The sequence below is a fragment of the Brevibacterium sp. RIT 803 genome (assembly GCF_016892625.1).
GTDB lineage: Bacteria > Actinomycetota > Actinomycetes > Actinomycetales > Brevibacteriaceae > Brevibacterium.
Genome location: NZ_JAFEMW010000002.1, coordinates 526,742 through 545,454 on the forward strand (window position 1 = coordinate 526,742; position 18,713 = coordinate 545,454).

An 18,713-nucleotide genomic window follows, 5' to 3' on the forward strand; every position below is an offset into this window, starting at 1 on the left:
CAAGTCACACAAATGAATCACCCCATGTTCAGATGTACGACGCTTCAAAGCTCGCCGGAGAACAGCTTGTGCAGAACAAATTTTTCAGCTTCATCCAAGCCTTCGTTGAGCCTTCGGAACAAATCTCCTTGCACAGCACCTGGCCATTTTTGAGGTAGCAAAACCACTGGCAGCTGCGGATCCGTCCGCGTCAGCGTCAGCCAGTCGAAATGGAGCTCCACGCGCTTGACCAGCGCGTCAGCCGGAGACAGCGAAGCGGGGGCGACGGCTCGCCACTTCCCTCCGAACGCCTCATAGTCGGCAGCCAATGCCTCCAAGTCGAACGAACTGACAAGCACCTCATCAGTCGTCGGCGGCTGCGGCATGCCATAGACGACGATCGGTGAGATCTCGGAATGCTCCGGCCCCAGAATCGCAACCACATCATGTTGCCCAGGAGCTACCCAGGGCCCACCATCAACCTGGGCAAACCCAGCCCACGACAGCCGTGACGCCATCTGATGCCGCAGAGTCCTCTTCGACTCCGGGACCTGGATTCGGACAAAGGTCCAGCGGCCATCCCAATCCTGGGGCTGCCAGCCGGCGAACATCTTCTCTTGACCTTCGCGCAGAATCACACGACCCCGGTCAGACAAGGTGTAGAAGGTCTTGCGGCCCTCCTTGTGACGGACGACGAACTTCTTTGCCGCCATCCGCTGCAATAGGGACCGGGCGGCTGATTCCCCCACACCCAGCTTGCCCATGACGAACACGATCGACGCGCCACTCAACGGCCTGGGGTCATCGAGCATGTGCAGGCCGGCGAGCGCAAAGAAGAGTGACTGAGGGTGGACCGTCATGGAACTACTTTACGGTCTCCTCTGCACTCAACCACGACAATATATCGCAATTCATTGACGCAACCGCGTCAGGCTGCATAGTATCGATGCGAGCCCGGTCAGTGAGGATCGGGCTTCCTCCCCACCGCACCCGACAACCATTCAAGCCACTTCATCAGCGAGGATCACATGGCTTCCGCGAACTCCACGCCAACGAAATCGACACCGATGCTCAAACGAGCAGCCGCCTCGGCGTATCTGGGCAGCGTCATCGAGTACTACGACTTCTTCGTCTACTCCGTCTGCGCTGCCCTTGTCTTCAAGGACGTCTTCTTCTCCAACCTCACCCCAGCCATCGGCACACTGGCCAGCTTGGCCACATTCGCCACCGGCTATCTGGCTCGTCCCCTGGGCGGCATCATCTTCGGCCACTTCGGCGACAAGCTGGGCCGCAAACGCATGCTCGTGCTCAGCATGTTCACCATCGGCATCGCCTCGACCGCAATCGGCCTGCTGCCCACCTACGACCAGGCCGGGCTCATCGCCCCGGTCCTCCTCATCCTCATCCGCGTCATCCAGGGTGTCGCCATCGGCGGCGAATGGGGCGGCGCCATGCTCATGTCCGCCGAGCACGCCACCAAGAACCGCGGTTTCTGGGCCAGCTTCACCAGCGCCGGAGCGCCCACCGGCCAGCTCGTCTCCGCGCTCGTCATCGCCGGCACGCTGGCAGCCATGGGCCCGGATGCCTTCATCGCCTGGGGCTGGCGCCTGCCGTTCCTCGCCTCGGTGCTCCTGTTGATCATCGGCGTCATCGTCCGCTCGGCAGTCGACGAATCCCCCGAATTCCTCGCAGCGAAGAAGCGCACATCAAAGCGTGGCATCCCGATCATCGCGACCCTGCGCAAGCAGCCGCTGACGCTTGTGCTCGCCGTCGGCGTCGGACTCTCGGCCTTCATGTTCCAGGGGCTGCTCACCACCTACTCCATCGCATACGGCGTCCAGATCGGCATCGAACGACAGACGATCCTCAATGCCCTGTCCTTCTCCTCCTTCTTCGCAATCTTCGGCATCATCGGCTGGTCCCGCCTCTCCGACACGATCGGCCGCAGGCCCCTCGTCATCGCCGGAGCCGTGCTCATCGCCGTCTGGGGCTTCGCCCTCTTCCCCATGCTGGAGACGAAGAATGGTCTGATCATCACCATCGGCATGGTCATCGGCCAAGGCATCATCCACCCGATGATCTACGGCCCGCTAGCCGGTCTCTACTCGGAGCTCTTCGACACCGAACACCGCTACACAGGTGCCTCACTGGGCTACCAGATCGCCGGCATCGGTGCGGGCATCTCCCCCGTGCTCTTCGCCGCGATCATGAGCTCGACCGAGTCTGCGTCGACCATTCCGCTGTCCATCGTTCTCCTGGCGGTGGCCGCCATCAGCATCCTCTGCATCTGGCGCCTGGGAGAAACGAAGTCACGGACCCTGTCCGAACAGCACTTCGCCGAGACTCCAGGAGTCACTCACACACCATCGACGAACACCACGCCACCGGCAGCCATGGAAGGACCAACTCTGTGACCTTCGCCCACCCCAGCCTGGCCAGGCTCTCCGAAAGCCAGGCCACCGATTACGGCGAGAAGACCGCTATCACCTTCGCCGGCAACGCATACTCCTATTCCCAGATGCACGAACGCACCCTGACCTGCGCCGCTGACCTGCACAGTCAGGGTGTTCGCCGAGGTGACCGGGTCGCCTACCTGGGTCCCAACCATCCAGCGACGATCGTCGTTCTGCTGGCTTGCCTGCGCCTGGGGGCAATCTTCATCCCGCTCAACTGGCGCCTGGCCCCGGCCGAGCTCGATTATCAGCTCGCCCTCGCCGAGGTGGCTCACCTGTACGTCGCCCCCGACATGTCCGAGACCGCAGAGAGACTCAGCGCGGACGTCGCCCAGGAAACGGTGCGTTGGGAGGACCCTGCCACCTCGGCGAACGTCCCGGTTGTGCCTGCCTCCGAAGTCACCGGTGACGAACCGGCGTTCCTGCTCTTCACCTCCGGGACGACCGGGCGGCCCAAAGGTGCGGTGCTGACTCATGCCAACCTGTTGTGGAACTCCTTCAACCTCCTCCTCAACACGGACCTCACCGCCGATGACGTCACCCTGGTCACCGCTCCGCTCTTCCACGTCATCGGCCTCGACCAACAGGTGATGACCAGTTATCTGCGCGGGGCGCGCATGCTCATCGAATCCACGTGGGACGTTGACCGTGCCTTCGACGCCATCGAACACGAGGGACTGACCTGGATGGCCGGGGTGACGACCATGTTCTCCGACATGCTCCAATCACCGAGGTGGAACACTGCGGACCTCACATCGCTGCGCTTCGTCAATTCCGGTGGCGCCCCGATCCCGGTCTCCCTCATCGAGGCTTTCCAGGCCAAAGACATCATGTTCTGTCAGGGCTACGGGCTCACAGAAACCTCCCCCGGTTGCACGTTCCTGCCCGCCGCGAGCGCCTTGGACAAGCCAGGATCGGCGGGACGGGCCGTGCCCTTCACCGAGGTGGAGGTCCGCGATGCCTCAGGCAACGTATGTTCGTCCGGAGTCAAAGGTGAGATCGTCGTCCGCGGACCCAATGTCACCGGCGGCTACTGGAACAACCAGGCCGCCACCGATGCGGCGTTCTCGCCCGGCGGCTGGTTCCACACCGGTGACATCGGGTACCTCGACGCCGACGGTTTCCTCTTCATCGTCGACCGGCTCAAGGACATGTTCATCTCCGGAGGCGAGAACGTCTACCCCGCCGAGGTGGAATCCGCCCTCTTCGACCACCCAGGCGTGGCTGAGGCTGCCGTCGTCGCTGCAGCCGATGGCCGGTGGGGCGAAGTCGGCCACGCCTTCGTCATCGTGTCTGTTCCTGAGACCGAGTCTGGCGCTGGTGCCGGAGTCGAGTCTGCGGCCTCAGCCCCCACTTGCGAAGAACTGCGCGACTTCCTCCTGGCCCGCCTGGCCAAATACAAGGTGCCGAAGTACTTCGACCTCGTCGACGAACTGCCACGCACCGGCTCTGGGAAAGTCCACAAGGTCTCTCTACGCACAACCGGCGGGCTCGGCGCCCACGCCACCACCGGCCCCTCAGACCCCAGCACTGACAACTGTGCACCAGCACCGAAGGACAACGCATGACCGATCTCCCCACTTCCCACCTCACCGATGTCTCCGCAGAGCCGACCACGGTCGACATCTCCGACACGCTGCACTTCAGCGCCGAGGGCAACATCGGCATCCTCACCCTCGACCGTCCTGCCAAACGCAACGCACTCGATGATGCGACGGTAGCCAGCCTCGGCGAGTTCTTCCGCACCCCACCCGAGGTCTCCGCGATCATCCTCAACTCCACCGGCGATCACTTCTGCGCCGGCCTCGATCTGGCCGAAATGGCCGAACGCGACGCCGTGGCCGGCCTCCACCACTCGCGCGGCTGGCACACGACGATGAACCAGATCACCGAATCCCAGATCCCCGTCGTCGCCGTCCTCCAGGGCGGAGTCATCGGCGGCGGACTCGAACTCGCCACCGCGGCTCACTTGCGTGTGGCCGAAGAGACCGCGTACTTCGCTCTGCCCGAAGGCAAGCGCGGACTCTTCGTCGGTGGCGGCGCCTCTGTCCGCGTCCCACGCCTCATCGGACTCTCCCGCGTCCAGGACATGATGCTCACCGGCCGCCGCTTCAACGCGGTCGAAGCTGAAGCCATCGGCCTCGTCAACTACCGCGTCAACGCCGGTGAAGGATTGGCCAAGGCACGCGAACTCGCCGCTTCGATCGCGTCGAACTCCCCGGTGACGAACTATGCGATCACCCAGGCGCTGCCCCGCATCGTCGAATCCGGCCGAGACGAGGGCTACATGATGGAGTCCCTCATGGCCACCGTGGCCCAGTCGAGTACCGAGGCCAAGGACCTCATGCGCGCCTTCCTCGACGGCTCCGGCCCCAAAGTCACGAAGTGAGAGGACCCGATATGTCGACAATCATCCGCGAGGTTCCCTCCGATGCCCTTGAGACCAGCCGCATCGGTGACTTCCTCTGTTGGGTCAATCAAAAGTTCAGCTACTCGTTCACCAGTTGGGACGAGCTCTACACCTGGTCGATCACCGACATCGAGGACTTCTGGGAATCCGTCTGGGAGTACTTCGGCGTCCAGTCCCACACCCCATACATCTCGGTGCTCGGCGAACGGGTCATGCCACACGCTCGCTGGTTCACTGAAGCAACGCTCAACTACGCCGAGCACTCATTCGGCACTTCCGATCAGGCCGACGACGTGGCCGTGACGGCAGTGTCCCAGACTCGAGATGACTTCACTCTGACATTCGCTGAGCTGCGCGCCGAGGTGGCCAGAGTCCAGGCCGGGCTCGTGGACTTGGGGGTGAGGAAGGGTGATCGGGTCGTCGGGTATCTGCCCAACCAACCCGAGGCCCTCGTCGCGTTCCTCGCCTCGGCCAGTCTCGGCGCAATCTGGGCCAGCTGCGCACCCGAGTTCGGCACGCAGTCCGTCATCGACCGCTTCAGCCAGGTCGAACCCACCGTGCTCTTCGCCGTCCCCGGATACATGTACGGTGACAAGGACGTCGACCGCACAGGCGAACTCGCCGAGGTCCTCACAGCACTCCCCTCACTGACCCACCTCGTGTCCCTCGACTACGGTGATTTCGCCCTTGATGAGAACACCCGCGAACGGTTCACCACCGGATCGGGACTCAATCACGCGATCGACGTCGTGGACTATGCGGGACTCGGGGCCGCCTCGGCGGGTGAATCTGGGGATTTGGCATTCGAACCGGTCCCCTTCGACCATCCGCTGTTCATCCTCTTCTCCTCCGGTACGACGGGCAAGCCGAAGGCCATCGTGCACAGTCATGGCGGCATCCTGCTCGAGACGCTGAAGAACCACGGGCTGCACTTCGATCTGGGCCCGGGCAGCCAGTTCTGCTGGTTCTCCACGACCGCGTGGATGATGTGGAATGCCCTCGTCGGCGGGTTGGTCGTGGGATCCGCAATCGTCATGATCGACGGCAATCCCAACTACCCCGATCCCAAGGAACTCTGGCGCATCGCGGCGAACACGAAGGCCACTGTCATGGGTGTGGCGCCCGGGGCGATCATGTCCGCACGCAAGGCCGGGTTCAACCCCACTGAGGAATTCGACCTGTCCACCGTCTCGCAGTTCGGAGCCGCCGGCGCACCGCTGCCGGCCGAGGGCTACGAATGGGTCATGGACCAATTCGGGCAGTCGGTGCTGCTCAACGTCGGCTGCGGCGGCACCGATGTGTGCACCGGCATCCTCCAAGCATCCCCGCTGACCCCGGTCTATTCCGGTGAGATGTCGGGAATCTCCCTGGGATTCGCCGCAACGGCCTTCGACGCATCCGGCAATGAGGTCATCGATGATCTGGGCGAACTCGTCATCACCCAGCCGACACCGTCCATGCCCGTGACCTTCTGGGGACCCGACGGTGATGCCCGCTACGCAGCTGCGTACTTCGACAAATACCCTGGCGTCTGGCGCCACGGCGACTGGGCGAAGTTCACCACCGGTGGCGGCGTCGTCGTCACCGGCCGTTCCGACGCCACCCTCAACCGGGGCGGGGTGCGGCTGGGCACCGCGGACTTCTATTCCGTCCTCGACACCCTCCCCGAGGTGGCCGATGCCCTCGTCATCCACCTCGAAGACCCCGATGGTGGGATGGGCCAGCTCGTCCTCTTCGTCCAGTGCGAGTCCGGTGTGTCGTTCACTTCTGAGCTCTCGGGTCGGATTTCGCGTGAGCTGAAGGCACGGCTCTCGCCACGTCACACCCCCGACGAGGTGGTCCCGGTGGCCCGGATCCCACTGGGTCGGACTGGCAAGAAGCTCGAGGTACCCGTCAAACTCATCGTTCAGGGTGCGACCGCCGATTCGGTGGCGAGCGCCGGGGCTCTGCAGGACCCACGCTCACTCGATGAGTTTGTGGAGTATGCGCAATCGCGGATGGCGAAGGTGAACGCATGAGCACACAGTCGATTGACGTGGCGATCATCGGCACCGGTGTCATCGGGGCCGCCTGGGCGACTGGGTTTCTGACGGCGGGACACAGGGTCACGACGTACGACCCGGCCGAAGGAGCGGAAGAACGGCTGCGCGAGCAGGTGACCAACTGTGTTGAGGATGCCGGTTCCGGCAGTGCTGCATCACTGTTGGACAGCCTCACTTTCGCACCCAGCCTCTCCGAGGCGGTCGCCGATGCTGACTTCGTGCAGGAGAACGGGCCCGAACGCCTCGAGGTCAAGCAGTCCATGCTCGCCGAGATCGATGCCGCAGCCCCGGAATCCGCGATCATCGCCTCCTCCACTTCCGGGTTCTCCCCCAGCCAATTGAACGCACAGGCGACGAAGGCACCGGGACGCATCGTCGTCGGCCATCCGTTCAACCCGGCCCACCTGGTCCCCCTCGTCGAGGTCGTCCCGTCCCCCGATACTCCGACCGAGGTCGTCGATCGTGCGCTGACCGTCTACGAGGCGATCGGGAAGAAGCCGATCCTCGTGCGTGCAGAGCTCCCCGGCCATGTGGCCAACCGCCTCCAGGCCGCCATGTGGCAGGAAGCGTACTCACTCGTCGATCGTGGGGTCGTGTCTGTGGCCGACATCGACACCGCGATCTCCTACGGGCCCGGCCTGCGCTGGGCCATCCTCGGGCCGCTCGCGCAGCAGTCCCTGTCGGGTGGGTCCGGCGGAATGCGGCACGTGCTCGACCATCTGGGGCCACCCCAGGAAGTGTGGATGCACGACCTGAAGCAGGTCCACCTCGGCGAGGATCTCAAGGAGAAGCTCATCTCCGGTGTTGATGAGGAGCTTCACGGTCGTGACCCGGCAGTGCTATCGAAGCAACGCGACGACATGCTTCTCGAACTCATCGCACTCAAACGCAAGTACGGCGAGCTGCCGTAGGTCATGCCCCACACAAACACGATGCCGACCACCCCGCTTCCGGAAGGACACTCATGACCTACCAGCCCAACATCGACCTCTCGAAGATCACCGCGATCGACGTGCACACCCATGTCGAGGCCGACGACCACCAGCACACGTCACTCGATCGGGAACTCCTCGACGCCTCGGCAGGATATTTCAAAGCACCGGTCCCCCGCACGCCTACCGTCGATGACCTCGCCGCCTACTACCGGGAACGCAACATGGCCGCGGTGATCTTCACCGTCGACGCCAGGACAGCCCTGGGCGGGCATCCCGCTGTCTCGTCCGAGATGATCGCCCAGAAGGCTGCTGAACACAACGACGTGCTCATCCCCTTCGGCTCCGTCGATCCTCATCACGTCGCCGAGGCGGTCGCCCGGGTCCAGGACCTCGCCGTGAACTACGGGGTCAGGGGCATGAAATTCCACCCGAGCCTGCAGGGCTTCGATCCCAGCGACCGCGCGTACTACCCGATCTACGAAGCCTGCGCCGAACACGAACTCGTCGCCCTCTTCCACACCGGACAGACCGGAATCGGTGCAGGACTGCCGGGCGGACGCGGCATCAAGCTGCGGTACTCGGACCCGATGCTCCTCGACGATGTGGCCGCTGATCTGCCTGAACTGACGATGATCTTCGCCCACCCCTCGGTGCCCTGGGCCGATGCCTCGATCTCGATCGCCACTCACAAGGCCAACGTCTACATCGACCTCTCCGGGTGGTCACCGAAGTACTTCCCACCACAGCTGACACGGGCGATCGGGTCGATGCTCAAAACGAAGACGCTCTTCGGCTCCGACTTCCCACTCATCACCCCAGAGCGCTGGATTAACGACTTCGAAGCCCTTGGCATCAAAGAGGACGCCGTGCCGCTGATCATGAAGGACAACGCAGTCAGGGTGTTGGGGTTGTGAGCAGAAGCGTAGACTGGGCGCCAGCTCACTCTCGAATGCGAAAGGTGATCAGCATGTCCACCGAAGACGGTATTCGCAAAGCTACCGAGAACCTTGACCAAGCTGCTGATGCGGCACCGTCCCAGAAACGAGTCGACCAAATCGAATTCGACACGAAGGACTTGGCAGCAGAGGAACGTCGACAGAATTTCGAGGGAGATGCACTGGGTTCGACGACCGCGAACAGGGAACATGACGAGCACGACGAATCCAACGGCTGAGCAGTCTCCTCAGGCTCTCTGACCTCAGAACTGGATTCCGCGAGTCAACGCTCCGTCGATCAGCAGGTTCGCCCCAGTCGTCCGGCTCGACAGCGGACTCGACAAGAACACGACACTCGCAGCCGTCTCCTGCGGTGTTCCCATACGTCCTGTGGGATTCAGGCTCATCGCCTGTGCGAACAGCTCGGGGTCGGATGACTCGATTCCCGGCCACACTCCATCCTCGTGATACGTGTTGCCCGGCGACACCGTGTTCACCCTGATTCCCTTGTCAGCAAGGCTGAGCGCCAGTCCGGCCATGTAGCCGATGATCGCGGTCTTCATCGTGCCATAGGGCCCGGAGGCGAAGTCAGCTTCTCGACCAGAGACGCTCGAGATGGAGATCAGCGATGCCACACCGCTCTTCTCCAGATATGGGATCACGAGCTTGGACAGATTGACTGTGCCCATCAGGTCGACGTTGAACGACTCGTACCAGTTCTCTTCGGTATCAGGAATCGCCAGGGCGCTGACGCTGTTGACGACCATGTCGATTCCGCCGAACTCTGTGGCCGTGGCTTCGACCCATTCGGACAGAGACGTGGAGTCTTGGACATCAAGGACCGTGCCGGTGGCTCTGCCCTTCGAGGCCAAGGATTCTTCCGCCTCGGCGACCTCTGAGGCGTTTCGTGCGCAGAAGGCCACGTTGGCGCCCTCGGCGATGAACGCCTCGACGATGGCACGCCCGATACCCCGTGTACCCCCGGTGACCATTGCTGTCTTCCCACTGATCTTCAGGTCCATGACGGAACTCTTTCTCCTCGATGCTCTCTGGAACTAGGACAAGGAACGTGCGCGATCACGCAGGTCCGCGTGGATCCCATCGAACGTACTGCGCTTCGGCAGGAGGGACTTTTCGATCTTCGTCACGACACTGTAGTTGGTGTCGACCACATTGGCGACGGGGACAAGGGAGATCTGGGTGAGCAGCTGATAGGCGTCCATGGTCTCCAGTCCGTAGAGCTCACCGAGCCAGCGGATCATTTCGACTTGGGAGATCCTCCACGAGTCCTCCATCGGTCTCGAGGACCCGACGACCATCCAATGGCCGTCGTTCTCCAGCCGCGGCCACGTCGGAGCGCCACCCTTGATGAGGTCGACGATGATCGTCGAGTTCATTGCGCCCTCGACCGCTGTGCCGCACGCTTCCCCCTCACCCTGGCGGTAGTGACCGTCGCCGATGGAGAACATGGCGCCGTCGACGTTGACTCCGAAATAGGCTGTCGTGCCGACCTTCATCTCGGGGGTGTCCATGTTTCCGCCGTAGCGTTCGGGTGTCAGTGAGGAATGCACCTCACTGCCGGCCGGCGCTACGCCGACGGTGCCGAGCATGGGCTCGAGAGGCAGCGCCAGTTCGAAATCGCCCCTGCGGGTCTGGAATCCCACCGTCTGCGCGGCGGAATTGATCTCGTAGATCCACACTCCTTCCGGCAGAGGATCGTGCAGGAGGCTGGTTCTGTCCGTTGCCGTCAGTCCGCCGAAGAACGGGATCATCGCCGAAGCTCCCCAACTGCGTGCAGGAGTGAGTTCGACGATGTGGATGGCAAGGGTGTCCCCCGGTTGGGCTCCTTCGACGTAGAACGGTCCCGTCTGCGGGTTGAGGTATCGTGAGTCGAGCTTCTCGCTGGGAATGTCAGCGGCCGAGGTGATCGCATTGTTGAAGGCGTCCTCGGACCACAGTCGTAGAGCTGTGCCGGGTGCGATCGTGGCTGCCGGTCGGGATCCGCCAAAAGTGTAGACGAATTGATTGGGCTCTGGAACAAAGTCAACGACGTCCATACTTGATGCTACGTGAGCCACGTCATAACGCCAATAGTGCTGATGGACGTATAGCGCCAATGGTTCAGCTCCCATTATCCAGCCGTTTCCACTTGGACACCGAGAACCGACTAAACTCGCCCTTGATGGTTGTCGATTCTCGCATGGCGCCTGATGGTCAGACCGGCCTTCCCACCGATCCGGACCGAGTACAGGCGAAGAGTAGGGGATGGCTTACTCGGGCAACCTCAATTTGGGCGCTGGCACTCGGACTTGCCGTGTTGACCGTCGTCGCCATGGGGCCCTTACGAGTCTGGGACTACCAGCTCAATCGTCGCTGGCTCTACCTCTTCAACCCTGATCTGGTGTGGTTCGCACAGAATATTCTCGACAGGATAGCCGGTCAGGCAGTCTGTATGCCCGTGCTGGCGATTGTTGCGATTGTGCTCGCCCGCAGAAGGCAGTCCTGGCGTCCTATCGGATTCGCTCTGGCAGCCGAGGGCGCCTTCTTCATCGGCATCGGGGGGCTGAAGGTTCTGTTGGCCCGCCCATCGACGACCTTGCATGATCCGAGATTCTTCCAAGGCGGTCTGCTCGAGTTCGGCGATCGTGGGATCAGTTTTCCCTCCGGACACGCCGCCGAGGCAGTGCTCATCTATGGCGCCGCCGTCTACCTCATCGCCCACTACAGTGGCGCATCCCGACGGCTCGTCCATATTCTGTGCTGGGTCGTCGTCGCCATCAGCGTGAACTCCGTGGTGGTCTCATTCCTCCTCGGGTGGCACTGGGCCACAGATCTCCTCGGTGGCCTCATTGCCGGCGGCCTGTTCCTGCGAATCCTGGTGCAGTGTGACAGACGGACGCGCTACCGGTGGACTCGAATGGACAGCTTCACCGCAACATCGACGTGAGTCTTCGCAGCTCGGCTTGATACGGCTTGGGCTGGCGACTTCGCCCTATTGTGCGGTCTGCGCGTGGTTTCGCTCGAGCCTCTTGCTGAGCTTCAGGCCTCGCTGGGCCCATTCGATCTCGCTGCGGGCTCGGGCGGCCAGACCTTCGTAGGCGAACTTCTTATACGCGATGGTGACTTCACGATCCTCATCGGCCGTGACTGCCAGACGACGATTGAGCATCGGAGATTCGAGAGCTTCGATGGTGACGATCTCGTCCTCCCAGACTTTGAGCTCGCTCGTCCAATGGGCTATGTGCTCGTTGAGGAACGTAGAAACGGCGTCCTGGTCAGCCGACTCGAGGTATGCGGCCCTCAAATGAGCGGCATCGCGTGTGCGCTGGTACTTCAAAGGACTGTGCATCCAGTCGATGAACGCCTGCTCCCCCGCCTCGGTGACATGATAGACGCGGCGCATTCCAGCAGATCCGCGAGTCTGCTCCTCGGCGATGATGAGCTCTTCTTTCGCCATCTTCCGCAGCTCAGGATAGATCTGCGAATCCGGGGCATGCCAGACGTGACCAACGGATTGGGAGAACTGCTTCTGCAGCTCGTATCCGGACATCGGGCCGATGCGCAGCAACGCCAGGAGGGCACTTCGGAGACTCATCATGGTTCCTATTCTGTGAATCAGCGAGGGGGTCCGGGCCTGCTGCCCGAACCCCCTCAGACTACAACTCTCAGGCGTCTTGGCCGGTGCGCCACCCGCCACGGTAGGTCTGACGTGCAACAGTCGAATACGGGACGGGGCTCACGACGACACCGACCTCTGTCTGCTCGTGCTTCTCCACCGACGCCTTCGATGTACCGCCATCGGGCTCGCCCCAGACGACCTTGAGCTCAGCTCCCTCGGGGACGTCGGGATTGACCGTGGCCAAGGACAGACCTCGGCGCTCGTTGGCCGAGTAACCGGTGAACATCGAGAAGCCGACGACATTGCCATCGGCATCGACGACCGAGTCATAGTTCGCCGAACCATAGTTGGCCAAGGGCAGGTCGAAGTACTTGTAGTTCGGTCCATCGACATTGAGCGGGGAGGCCAGCACTTCACCCAGATCATCGGCATCCCAGGCCAGAGTCACCTTCTTCCGTTGGGTTGCCGGATCCATGGCTTCCAAGGCGCTACGGCCGATGAAGTCGTGGTCGAACTTCACGAACGATCCGTAGCCGAGCTCCCATGGGGTCAGGTAATAGTCCTCGATGTTGTTGGAGACGAACGATCCGGCCAGTGTGCCCGTGGCTTCGTAGCTGTCGGAGCCGAGCCATTCGCGGTAGCCGCGCTCGGCCTCTCCGGAGTAGATGGCCGGCAGCGGCGAGGGGATCCACCCCGACTCCAGTGTGTTCGACGGGTAGGCCCGCGCGCCGACGGGCAGCAGACCGAACTCGGCACCCGCCTCGACGATGGCATCGCGGATCGCGTCGTGATCCTCATAGGGCCCCCAGATCTCGAGGCCGGGGGCACCGGCCATGCCGTGGCGCAGAGTGCGGACCTGCTTGCCCGCGATGGTCATGGTCGACATATTGAAGAATTTCAGCTTCTCCAGCTCGCCGCCGTTGAGCTTTTCGATGATCGCCCAGGCGTTAGGGCCCTGGATCTGGAAGCGGTAATAGCGGCGGCTGACAGCGTGACCGTATGGCCGTGAAGGGGACCTGCGGTCGACCTCGATGTCGAGGTTCGAGTAGCCGCCGGTCTCACCGTGGTAGAGCAGCCAGTTCGACGCAGGTGAGCGTCCCACGTACACATACTCGTCTTCGGCCTCGTGGAAGAGGATGCCGTCGCCGATGACGTGACCGGATTCGGTGGTGGGCACGTACTGCTTGGCCTTGTTCACGGCGAACTTGGCGACCGAGTTGATCGCAGTGTCGGAGATCAGCTTGATAGCATCGGGACCCTTGAGGAACACGTTGTCCATGTGGTGCGACTGATCGTAGAGGACAGCGGTCTCACGCCATGCCCTCTGTTCCTTGATCCAGTTGGTGAAGTCAGCGGGGACGACCGGATAGATGTACGAACCGATCTGCGAATTGCGCAGATGGTCGACGGCATTGGTCGAATCGAGGATCTGCTGGAGATTGTCGGTCATGGTCGATGAACCTCTCTGTTCTTATCTCTGTATGCCCGGTGTTCAGGCCTGTGCGGTGAAGTCTTGGACCCATTCGGCTGTGGTCTCGAGTCCGCCGAAGGTGTAGAAGTGGGTCTTGACCCCTGAGGACGCCGAAGTGATGGATTCATTCGAGGTCAGATCCTTGAGGAATCGCTCCGGTCCGGCAGTGCCAATCAGATTCGTCAGCGAGAACCCGTACTTCTTCGCGATCCCCGCGCTGGTGCCCACACCGAAGCGGCGGGCATAGCCCAGGAGTCGCTTGATGCCTGCGGGACCGGGCGTGCCGATGCGAAGGTCAGACTCGATGCCGCGGCTGCGCACTTCGTGGACCCACGCCACGACCGCCTCGGCGTCGAAGGCGAACTGGGTGAGGACGACTTGGCCCAGCCCCTGCTCTGCCAGCGACGCGCTCTTGGCCTCCATGTGTTCCCACAGGGTCGTCGTGCTGATGTCTGGGTGGCCCTCGGGGTAACCCGCGATTCCCACCTCAGTCACTCCGTATTCCGGCAGGATGCCGGTGCGAATGACCGAAAGCGAATCGGAATAGGGGCCCTCGGGGGTCGCCGGGTCTCCCCCGACGACGAAGACATGCTCGCTGGCTCCGGCCTGCTGCAGAGCCTCGAGGAACTCACGCAGCTCACTCTCTGACTTCAGCCTGCGAGCTGAGATATGAGGAACGGGAACGAACCCGAGTTCGAGGACTTCTTTGGCGGCCTCGACACGCATCTGTTGATTCTCGTTGCCGAGGAACGTGACGTTGACGCGCGTTCCCTGCGGAATCGCATGAGCGGCCTGCTGCAGGCTGGGAACGTCTTTGCCGGTCATCTCCAAGGAGAAGTCGTCCAGCACCTTGGTAGCGGTCGTTGCCTCCACGTGGTGAGTCCTTTCGTGAACACTGCGGTGGGTTCTCGAAATCACTATACGCATAGGCATTTACCTATGTCCATAGGTAAACCATCTCTCGTCGGTGGAACCTCGACTGGTGACACCTGGGTGCAATAGACACGTTCGGCAGTGCACAAGCATTGCCCGAGCCTGAAGCCACTGATAATGTGCTGAGCGTCACGCTTTCCCTATCATCATAGGTATCTCGCAATGATGCGGGTGCTTATCTCACCTCAGAATCGGAGTATGCGGTGGACCTGCGCGAACGACTCAACACCTCTCGAATGTCGGCCTATCAATGGCTGATCGTCGGCATCTGCACCTTCCTCAACGCTCTGGACGGCTATGACGTCCTTGCCATCTCCTTCACCTCGAACCAGGTCAGCGAGGAATTCTCCCTCTCGGGGACGGCGCTCGGACTGGTGATGAGTGCTGCGCTGCTCGGCATGGCGATCGGCGCCCTGGTCCTGGGCCCGGTGGCGGACCGGATCGGGCGACGGAACATGACGATTGTGGCTCTCATCGTCAATATCTGCGGTCTCTTCCTCTCCGCCACCGCCACCTCGGCGGCTCAGCTGGGTATCTGGCGCGTCGTCACGGGACTGGGCGTCGGAGGCATTCTGGTGGGCACCAATGTCATCTGCGCAGAGTACGCCTCCCGCAAGCGCCGCGGCCTGGTCATCAGCATCTACACCGCCGGCTACGGCATCGGTGCAGCACTCGGCGGATCAGTGATGGTCTCGCTCATCGCCACCTCAGGCTGGCGCTCGGTCTTCGTCCTCGGCGGATTCCTCGCCACAGTGTCCCTCATTCTCGTCCTGCTGCTGGTCCCCGAATCGCCGTCGTATCTCTACAACCGGAAACCGGCGAACGCGCAGAAGAAGCTCGACCTCATTGCCCGGAAGCTGGGCTTCACCGACACGGTTGATCTCTCAGCCACGACCATCGCCGAGGAGAACGCGAGGAGCGACTCAGGCGTCCTGGCTCTGCTCAACCGTCGCAACCGCCGGGTCACATTCGTCGTCTGGGCAACGTTCTTCATCGTGATGTTCGGCTTCTACTTCGTCAACTCTTGGACCCCGCGCCTCATGCACGAAACCGGGCTCACCGACACGTTGTCAATGATCGTCACTGTCGGACTGACCTTGGGCGGGGCCATCGGCTCTGTCGTCTTCGGGCTGTTCACCTCCCGCTGGTCGACCCGGTCGGTGCTGACATGCTTCTCAGTGCTGGCCGCGATCCTGATGGCGGTGTTCATCTTCACCGCGCAGTGGATCGTTCTGGTCGTCATCGTCGGCGTCCTGGTCGGCATGTTCAGCAACGGCTGCATTGCCGGCCTCTACGTCCTCACCCCGCAGTCCTACTCGTCTTCCCTGCGTTCGACCGGTGTGGGTTGGGGAATCGGGATCGGTCGCTTCGGCGCCATCATCGCCCCGACAGCCACCGGTGCAATGCTCGACGGCGGATGGACTCCACAGGCGATCTACGTCTTCGTCGGCGTGGTGCTTCTGCTGGCGGCAGTCGTGCTTCTGGGCATGCGCGGAGTCGACGTTGAGGCCAACCGTCGCCCAGACGTCAGAGAACCTGCAGGAGTGTGACGGTTAAGTCATCGACCCGATGCCTGTGGCACTGGAGGGTGCGAGCGGAAAAGGATTCGCTCGGGATCAACCAGGTCGCCGTTGGTCACCGCCGAGGTTGCCCTTTAGCGATCGGGGTCGTGTCGTCCGCGCTCAACGTCGGTCGAATCGCTGTCCGGAAGGGTTACTCGCCAGCAAGGAGAGGACGAAGAGAATGAGCGAACCGAAGAAGGGCACGATGCCGATGAGTATGACCCATCCGCTCAGACTCACGTCGTGGAGTCTGCGCACGCCGAGACCGATGTTAGGAAGGATAGTCGCAAGGAAATACAGGAACAGCAATGAGCCGATCAGTCCCGCACCGAACGTGGTTTCGTCGCTGACGTCACCGTAGGCGTTCGTTCCAGCGGTTGCCGCTTGGATCACACCGGCGAGGGCACCGCCGACACCGTAGATGACAAGACTGAGCAGCGCGATCCACCAGTACTCACTGCGACTGGCTCGCCCTGAGAAGACAGCGTACTTGCGGAAGTAGCGCCCCACTGCGGCACCCGGCGTTGCTCCCAGGATCGGCGCGTCGGTGTTGCGTGTGGTCGTCCTGCCAGTGCTCTCTTCCTGCGTGCTCGTGCCATTCGTGGGCATGGGGTCGTGGGTCATGCATACAGAATACTCGGACACGATTGTGGCAGTGACGATGGCCGAGGCGCGGGTGTCGAAGAAGGTGTCCACCGCGCTGGACGTGCTCAGCCGAGTCGCAGACGATACCGATCCTTCACGATGGACAGCATGAGTGGAACGGAACTCAGCCATGTCAAACAACGAGTCCCAGCTACACAACACGGCGCACCGCCCGACAAACCGATGTCTCGATCTGTCGCGGCAGTGCGCTGCTCATTTCGTTCGGGCCCCGACAGCTTCGTCGTCCGGACCGACCCGTTCAGTAGTGTCCTGGCGGGTCACTGGCGGGGAATGATTCGTCTTCCCATTCGTCGACCATCTTGTCGTCGTGGTCGTGACGGCTCTGCGCGGCTTCGGACCTTTCAGCGGAACCGTCGGTCGCCTCGGCGGGGGAGGTTGAGGACTCGTCCTGCCCGTTCTCTGGCTGGTGATTCTCAGACATGGCTGCACCTCCCCTCGGAATTCAGTGCTCGAACCTGGTACCACCATCATGCGCGCTCAATCACCATTGCGATACTGCGCGACCATGATTGACATGAACCGTTGAGGACACATTTCCCACGATGAGGGCGCGGACTGCATCAGTCTCCCGCTGTCCGGGCGATGCCGGAGCACCATGAGGGCCACGTACGATCTGAGCAAAGCAAGGTGTTGAGACATCGCCGAACAGGAGGCTGTGAAGCTCTACCGCAACCTGGACGGCACGCACAAAGCCCGGCACCTATTCATCCAGGTGCCGGGCATCATCTCTTAGGAACCGGCCGGAGTGAAGTCCGTGCTACCGGCGAACTCCGGCCGCGGCTTCGGTGCGGCGAAAGGTTCGACACACGTGTTCTCCACCGAGTTGTAGACGATGAAGATGTTCGACCTCGAATACGGCGTGACGTTGCCGTTCGAGGCGTGCATGCAGTTGGAGTCGAACATGACCGCACCACCGGCAGGTCCCTCGAGAACATCGATGCCGTAGTCATCGGCGAAGTCAGTCAGCGTCTGCGGATCGGGGGTGCCCGCCCCCTGCATGACAAGTGACTTCTTGTAATTGTCCTCCGGAGTGCCGCCGACACAGCTGACGTAGCGCTGGTGGGAACCGGGCATGATCATCAGCGGCCCATTGAACGAGTAGTTGTCAGTCAGCGACAATGACAGGCTCACTGCACGTGGCTCCGGCATGCCGTCCTCGGCGTGCCAGGTTTCGAAGTCGGAGTGCCAGGAGAACTCCTTGCCCACGAACCCGGGCTTGTAGTTGATGCGGCTCTGGTGGATGTAGACCTCGGAACCCAGCAGCTGCTCCGCGCGGGAGATGACCCGAGGATCATTGGCGACCTTGCGAAAGATCTCATTGCTGCGATGGATGTCGAAGATCGATCTGACCTCGTTGGACTTCGCCTCGACGATGGTGGCGTCATCGTCCTTGACCGTCGGGTCGTTGGCTAGGCGGTGCAGCTCGGCCCGGAACGTGTCGAGTTCTTTCGGGGTGATGAGCTCGTCGATCGTGAGATAGCCCTTATCGTCGTAGTGCTGCAGCGACTTCGCATCGAGGGGCCCCTGCTCGGCCGAACCGAAGGCGATCGGGCCCCTCCGGTCAAGGACTTCGGTGGTCTCGCCGGTGCGAGTGGGGTAGAGATCCGTGGTTGTCGACGGTGAGAGTACTGTCATCGTGCTTCCTTCCTCGGATAGTGCGGAAGCCTCGTCGCTCCGGAACCGATTCTGAGGGGAACGACAGGACCAT

The 18,713-nt window shown here is 62.2% G+C and carries 19 protein-coding genes; 10 read left to right on the forward strand and 9 right to left on the reverse strand.

Translation table 11 applies throughout. From position 1 onward, the window contains the following. Positions 1-44: 44 nt before the first annotated feature. Positions 45-839, reverse strand: a complete 795-nt coding sequence (locus tag JTF07_RS09680) for a PaaX family transcriptional regulator (RefSeq protein ID WP_204234027.1) — start codon at positions 837-839, stop codon at positions 45-47. A gap of 168 nt (positions 840-1,007) precedes the next feature. On the opposite strand from JTF07_RS09680, the gene JTF07_RS09685 reads away from it, so the two are divergent. The 7 genes from JTF07_RS09685 to JTF07_RS09715 are packed head-to-tail and all read left to right on the forward strand — an operon-like array spanning position 1,008 to position 8,993. Further along, positions 1,008-2,393, forward strand: a complete 1,386-nt coding sequence (locus JTF07_RS09685; protein ID WP_204234028.1) for an MFS transporter — start codon at positions 1,008-1,010, stop codon at positions 2,391-2,393. Further along, the gene (locus JTF07_RS09690) at positions 2,390-4,000 is read left to right on the forward strand and encodes an acyl-CoA synthetase (protein ID WP_204234029.1); all 1,611 of its coding nucleotides are present in this window, start codon (positions 2,390-2,392) and stop codon (positions 3,998-4,000) included. The genes JTF07_RS09685 and JTF07_RS09690 overlap by 4 nt, the downstream gene beginning before the upstream one ends. Continuing rightward, entirely contained in the window at positions 3,997-4,821 is an 825-nt protein-coding gene (locus tag JTF07_RS09695) for a crotonase/enoyl-CoA hydratase family protein (protein WP_204234030.1), read from the forward strand. The genes JTF07_RS09690 and JTF07_RS09695 overlap by 4 nt, the downstream gene beginning before the upstream one ends. 11 nt (positions 4,822-4,832) lie before the next feature. Further along, positions 4,833-6,860, forward strand: a complete 2,028-nt coding sequence (locus JTF07_RS09700) for an acetoacetate--CoA ligase (RefSeq protein WP_204234031.1) — start codon at positions 4,833-4,835, stop codon at positions 6,858-6,860. Beyond that, the gene (locus JTF07_RS09705; RefSeq protein ID WP_204234032.1) at positions 6,857-7,795 is read left to right on the forward strand and encodes a 3-hydroxyacyl-CoA dehydrogenase NAD-binding domain-containing protein; all 939 of its coding nucleotides are present in this window, start codon (positions 6,857-6,859) and stop codon (positions 7,793-7,795) included. The genes JTF07_RS09700 and JTF07_RS09705 overlap by 4 nt, the downstream gene beginning before the upstream one ends. Before the next feature lie 53 nt (positions 7,796-7,848). Next, entirely contained in the window at positions 7,849-8,733 is an 885-nt protein-coding gene (locus JTF07_RS09710) for an amidohydrolase family protein (protein ID WP_204234033.1), read from the forward strand. A 53-nt stretch (positions 8,734-8,786) separates the two neighbouring features. Beyond that, a complete protein-coding gene (locus JTF07_RS09715) occupies positions 8,787-8,993 on the forward strand; it encodes a hypothetical protein (RefSeq protein WP_133066725.1) in 207 nt (68 codons plus the stop codon). A 24-nt stretch (positions 8,994-9,017) separates the two neighbouring features. Here the strand turns inward: JTF07_RS09715 and JTF07_RS09720 are convergent, their stop codons facing one another. Both JTF07_RS09720 and JTF07_RS09725 read right to left on the reverse strand, forming a co-directional pair. Next, positions 9,018-9,776, reverse strand: coding sequence for an SDR family NAD(P)-dependent oxidoreductase (locus tag JTF07_RS09720; protein WP_096161645.1), 759 nt, complete (start codon positions 9,774-9,776; stop codon positions 9,018-9,020). Between the two features lie 33 nt (positions 9,777-9,809). Continuing rightward, positions 9,810-10,811, reverse strand: a complete 1,002-nt coding sequence (locus JTF07_RS09725) for an acetamidase/formamidase family protein (protein ID WP_204234034.1) — start codon at positions 10,809-10,811, stop codon at positions 9,810-9,812. A 125-nt stretch (positions 10,812-10,936) separates the two neighbouring features. Between JTF07_RS09725 and JTF07_RS09730 the strand changes: the two genes are divergently transcribed. Then, positions 10,937-11,701 (forward strand): phosphatase PAP2 family protein, encoded by a 765-nt coding sequence (locus JTF07_RS09730; RefSeq protein WP_252199673.1) that lies wholly within the window; start codon positions 10,937-10,939, stop codon positions 11,699-11,701. Positions 11,702-11,746: 45 nt separating this feature from the next. Here JTF07_RS09730 and JTF07_RS09735 read toward each other — a convergent pair whose 3' ends face one another. The 3 genes from JTF07_RS09735 to JTF07_RS09745 all read right to left on the reverse strand — a co-directional run bounded on the left by JTF07_RS09735 (position 11,747) and on the right by JTF07_RS09745 (position 14,717). Next, positions 11,747-12,352 carry a PadR family transcriptional regulator gene (locus JTF07_RS09735; RefSeq protein WP_353843924.1) on the reverse strand — a complete coding sequence of 202 codons (606 nt, stop codon included), beginning with the start codon at positions 12,350-12,352 and terminating at the stop codon, positions 11,747-11,749. A 67-nt stretch (positions 12,353-12,419) separates the two neighbouring features. Continuing rightward, on the reverse strand, positions 12,420-13,823 hold the full coding sequence (gene ligM, locus JTF07_RS09740; RefSeq protein WP_204234036.1) for a vanillate/3-O-methylgallate O-demethylase: 1,404 nt from the start codon (positions 13,821-13,823) through the stop codon (positions 12,420-12,422). Positions 13,824-13,865: 42 nt separating this feature from the next. After that, positions 13,866-14,717 carry a methylenetetrahydrofolate reductase gene (locus JTF07_RS09745; protein ID WP_353843925.1) on the reverse strand — a complete coding sequence of 284 codons (852 nt, stop codon included), beginning with the start codon at positions 14,715-14,717 and terminating at the stop codon, positions 13,866-13,868. 263 nt (positions 14,718-14,980) lie between these two features. On the opposite strand from JTF07_RS09745, the gene JTF07_RS09750 reads away from it, so the two are divergent. Further along, positions 14,981-16,327, forward strand: a complete 1,347-nt coding sequence (locus JTF07_RS09750; RefSeq protein WP_204234038.1) for an MFS transporter — start codon at positions 14,981-14,983, stop codon at positions 16,325-16,327. A 132-nt stretch (positions 16,328-16,459) separates the two neighbouring features. On the opposite strand, the gene JTF07_RS09755 is transcribed toward JTF07_RS09750, so the two are convergent. Beyond that, the gene (locus JTF07_RS09755; RefSeq protein ID WP_252199674.1) at positions 16,460-16,963 is read right to left on the reverse strand and encodes a DUF805 domain-containing protein; all 504 of its coding nucleotides are present in this window, start codon (positions 16,961-16,963) and stop codon (positions 16,460-16,462) included. On the opposite strand from JTF07_RS09755, the gene JTF07_RS20650 reads away from it, so the two are divergent. Next, positions 16,962-17,096 (forward strand): hypothetical protein, encoded by a 135-nt coding sequence (locus JTF07_RS20650; RefSeq protein ID WP_275093897.1) that lies wholly within the window; start codon positions 16,962-16,964, stop codon positions 17,094-17,096. The two genes, JTF07_RS09755 and JTF07_RS20650, sit on opposite strands and share 2 nt — an antisense overlap. 147 nt (positions 17,097-17,243) lie before the next feature. Here JTF07_RS20650 and JTF07_RS09760 read toward each other — a convergent pair whose 3' ends face one another. Both JTF07_RS09760 and thpD read right to left on the reverse strand, forming a co-directional pair. After that, positions 17,244-17,426 (reverse strand): hypothetical protein, encoded by a 183-nt coding sequence (locus JTF07_RS09760; RefSeq protein ID WP_204234039.1) that lies wholly within the window; start codon positions 17,424-17,426, stop codon positions 17,244-17,246. A 308-nt stretch (positions 17,427-17,734) separates the two neighbouring features. Then, complete coding sequence (thpD, locus tag JTF07_RS09765) at positions 17,735-18,640, reverse strand: ectoine hydroxylase (protein ID WP_204234040.1); 906 nt, start codon at positions 18,638-18,640, stop codon at positions 17,735-17,737. Positions 18,641-18,713: the final 73 nt, after the last annotated feature.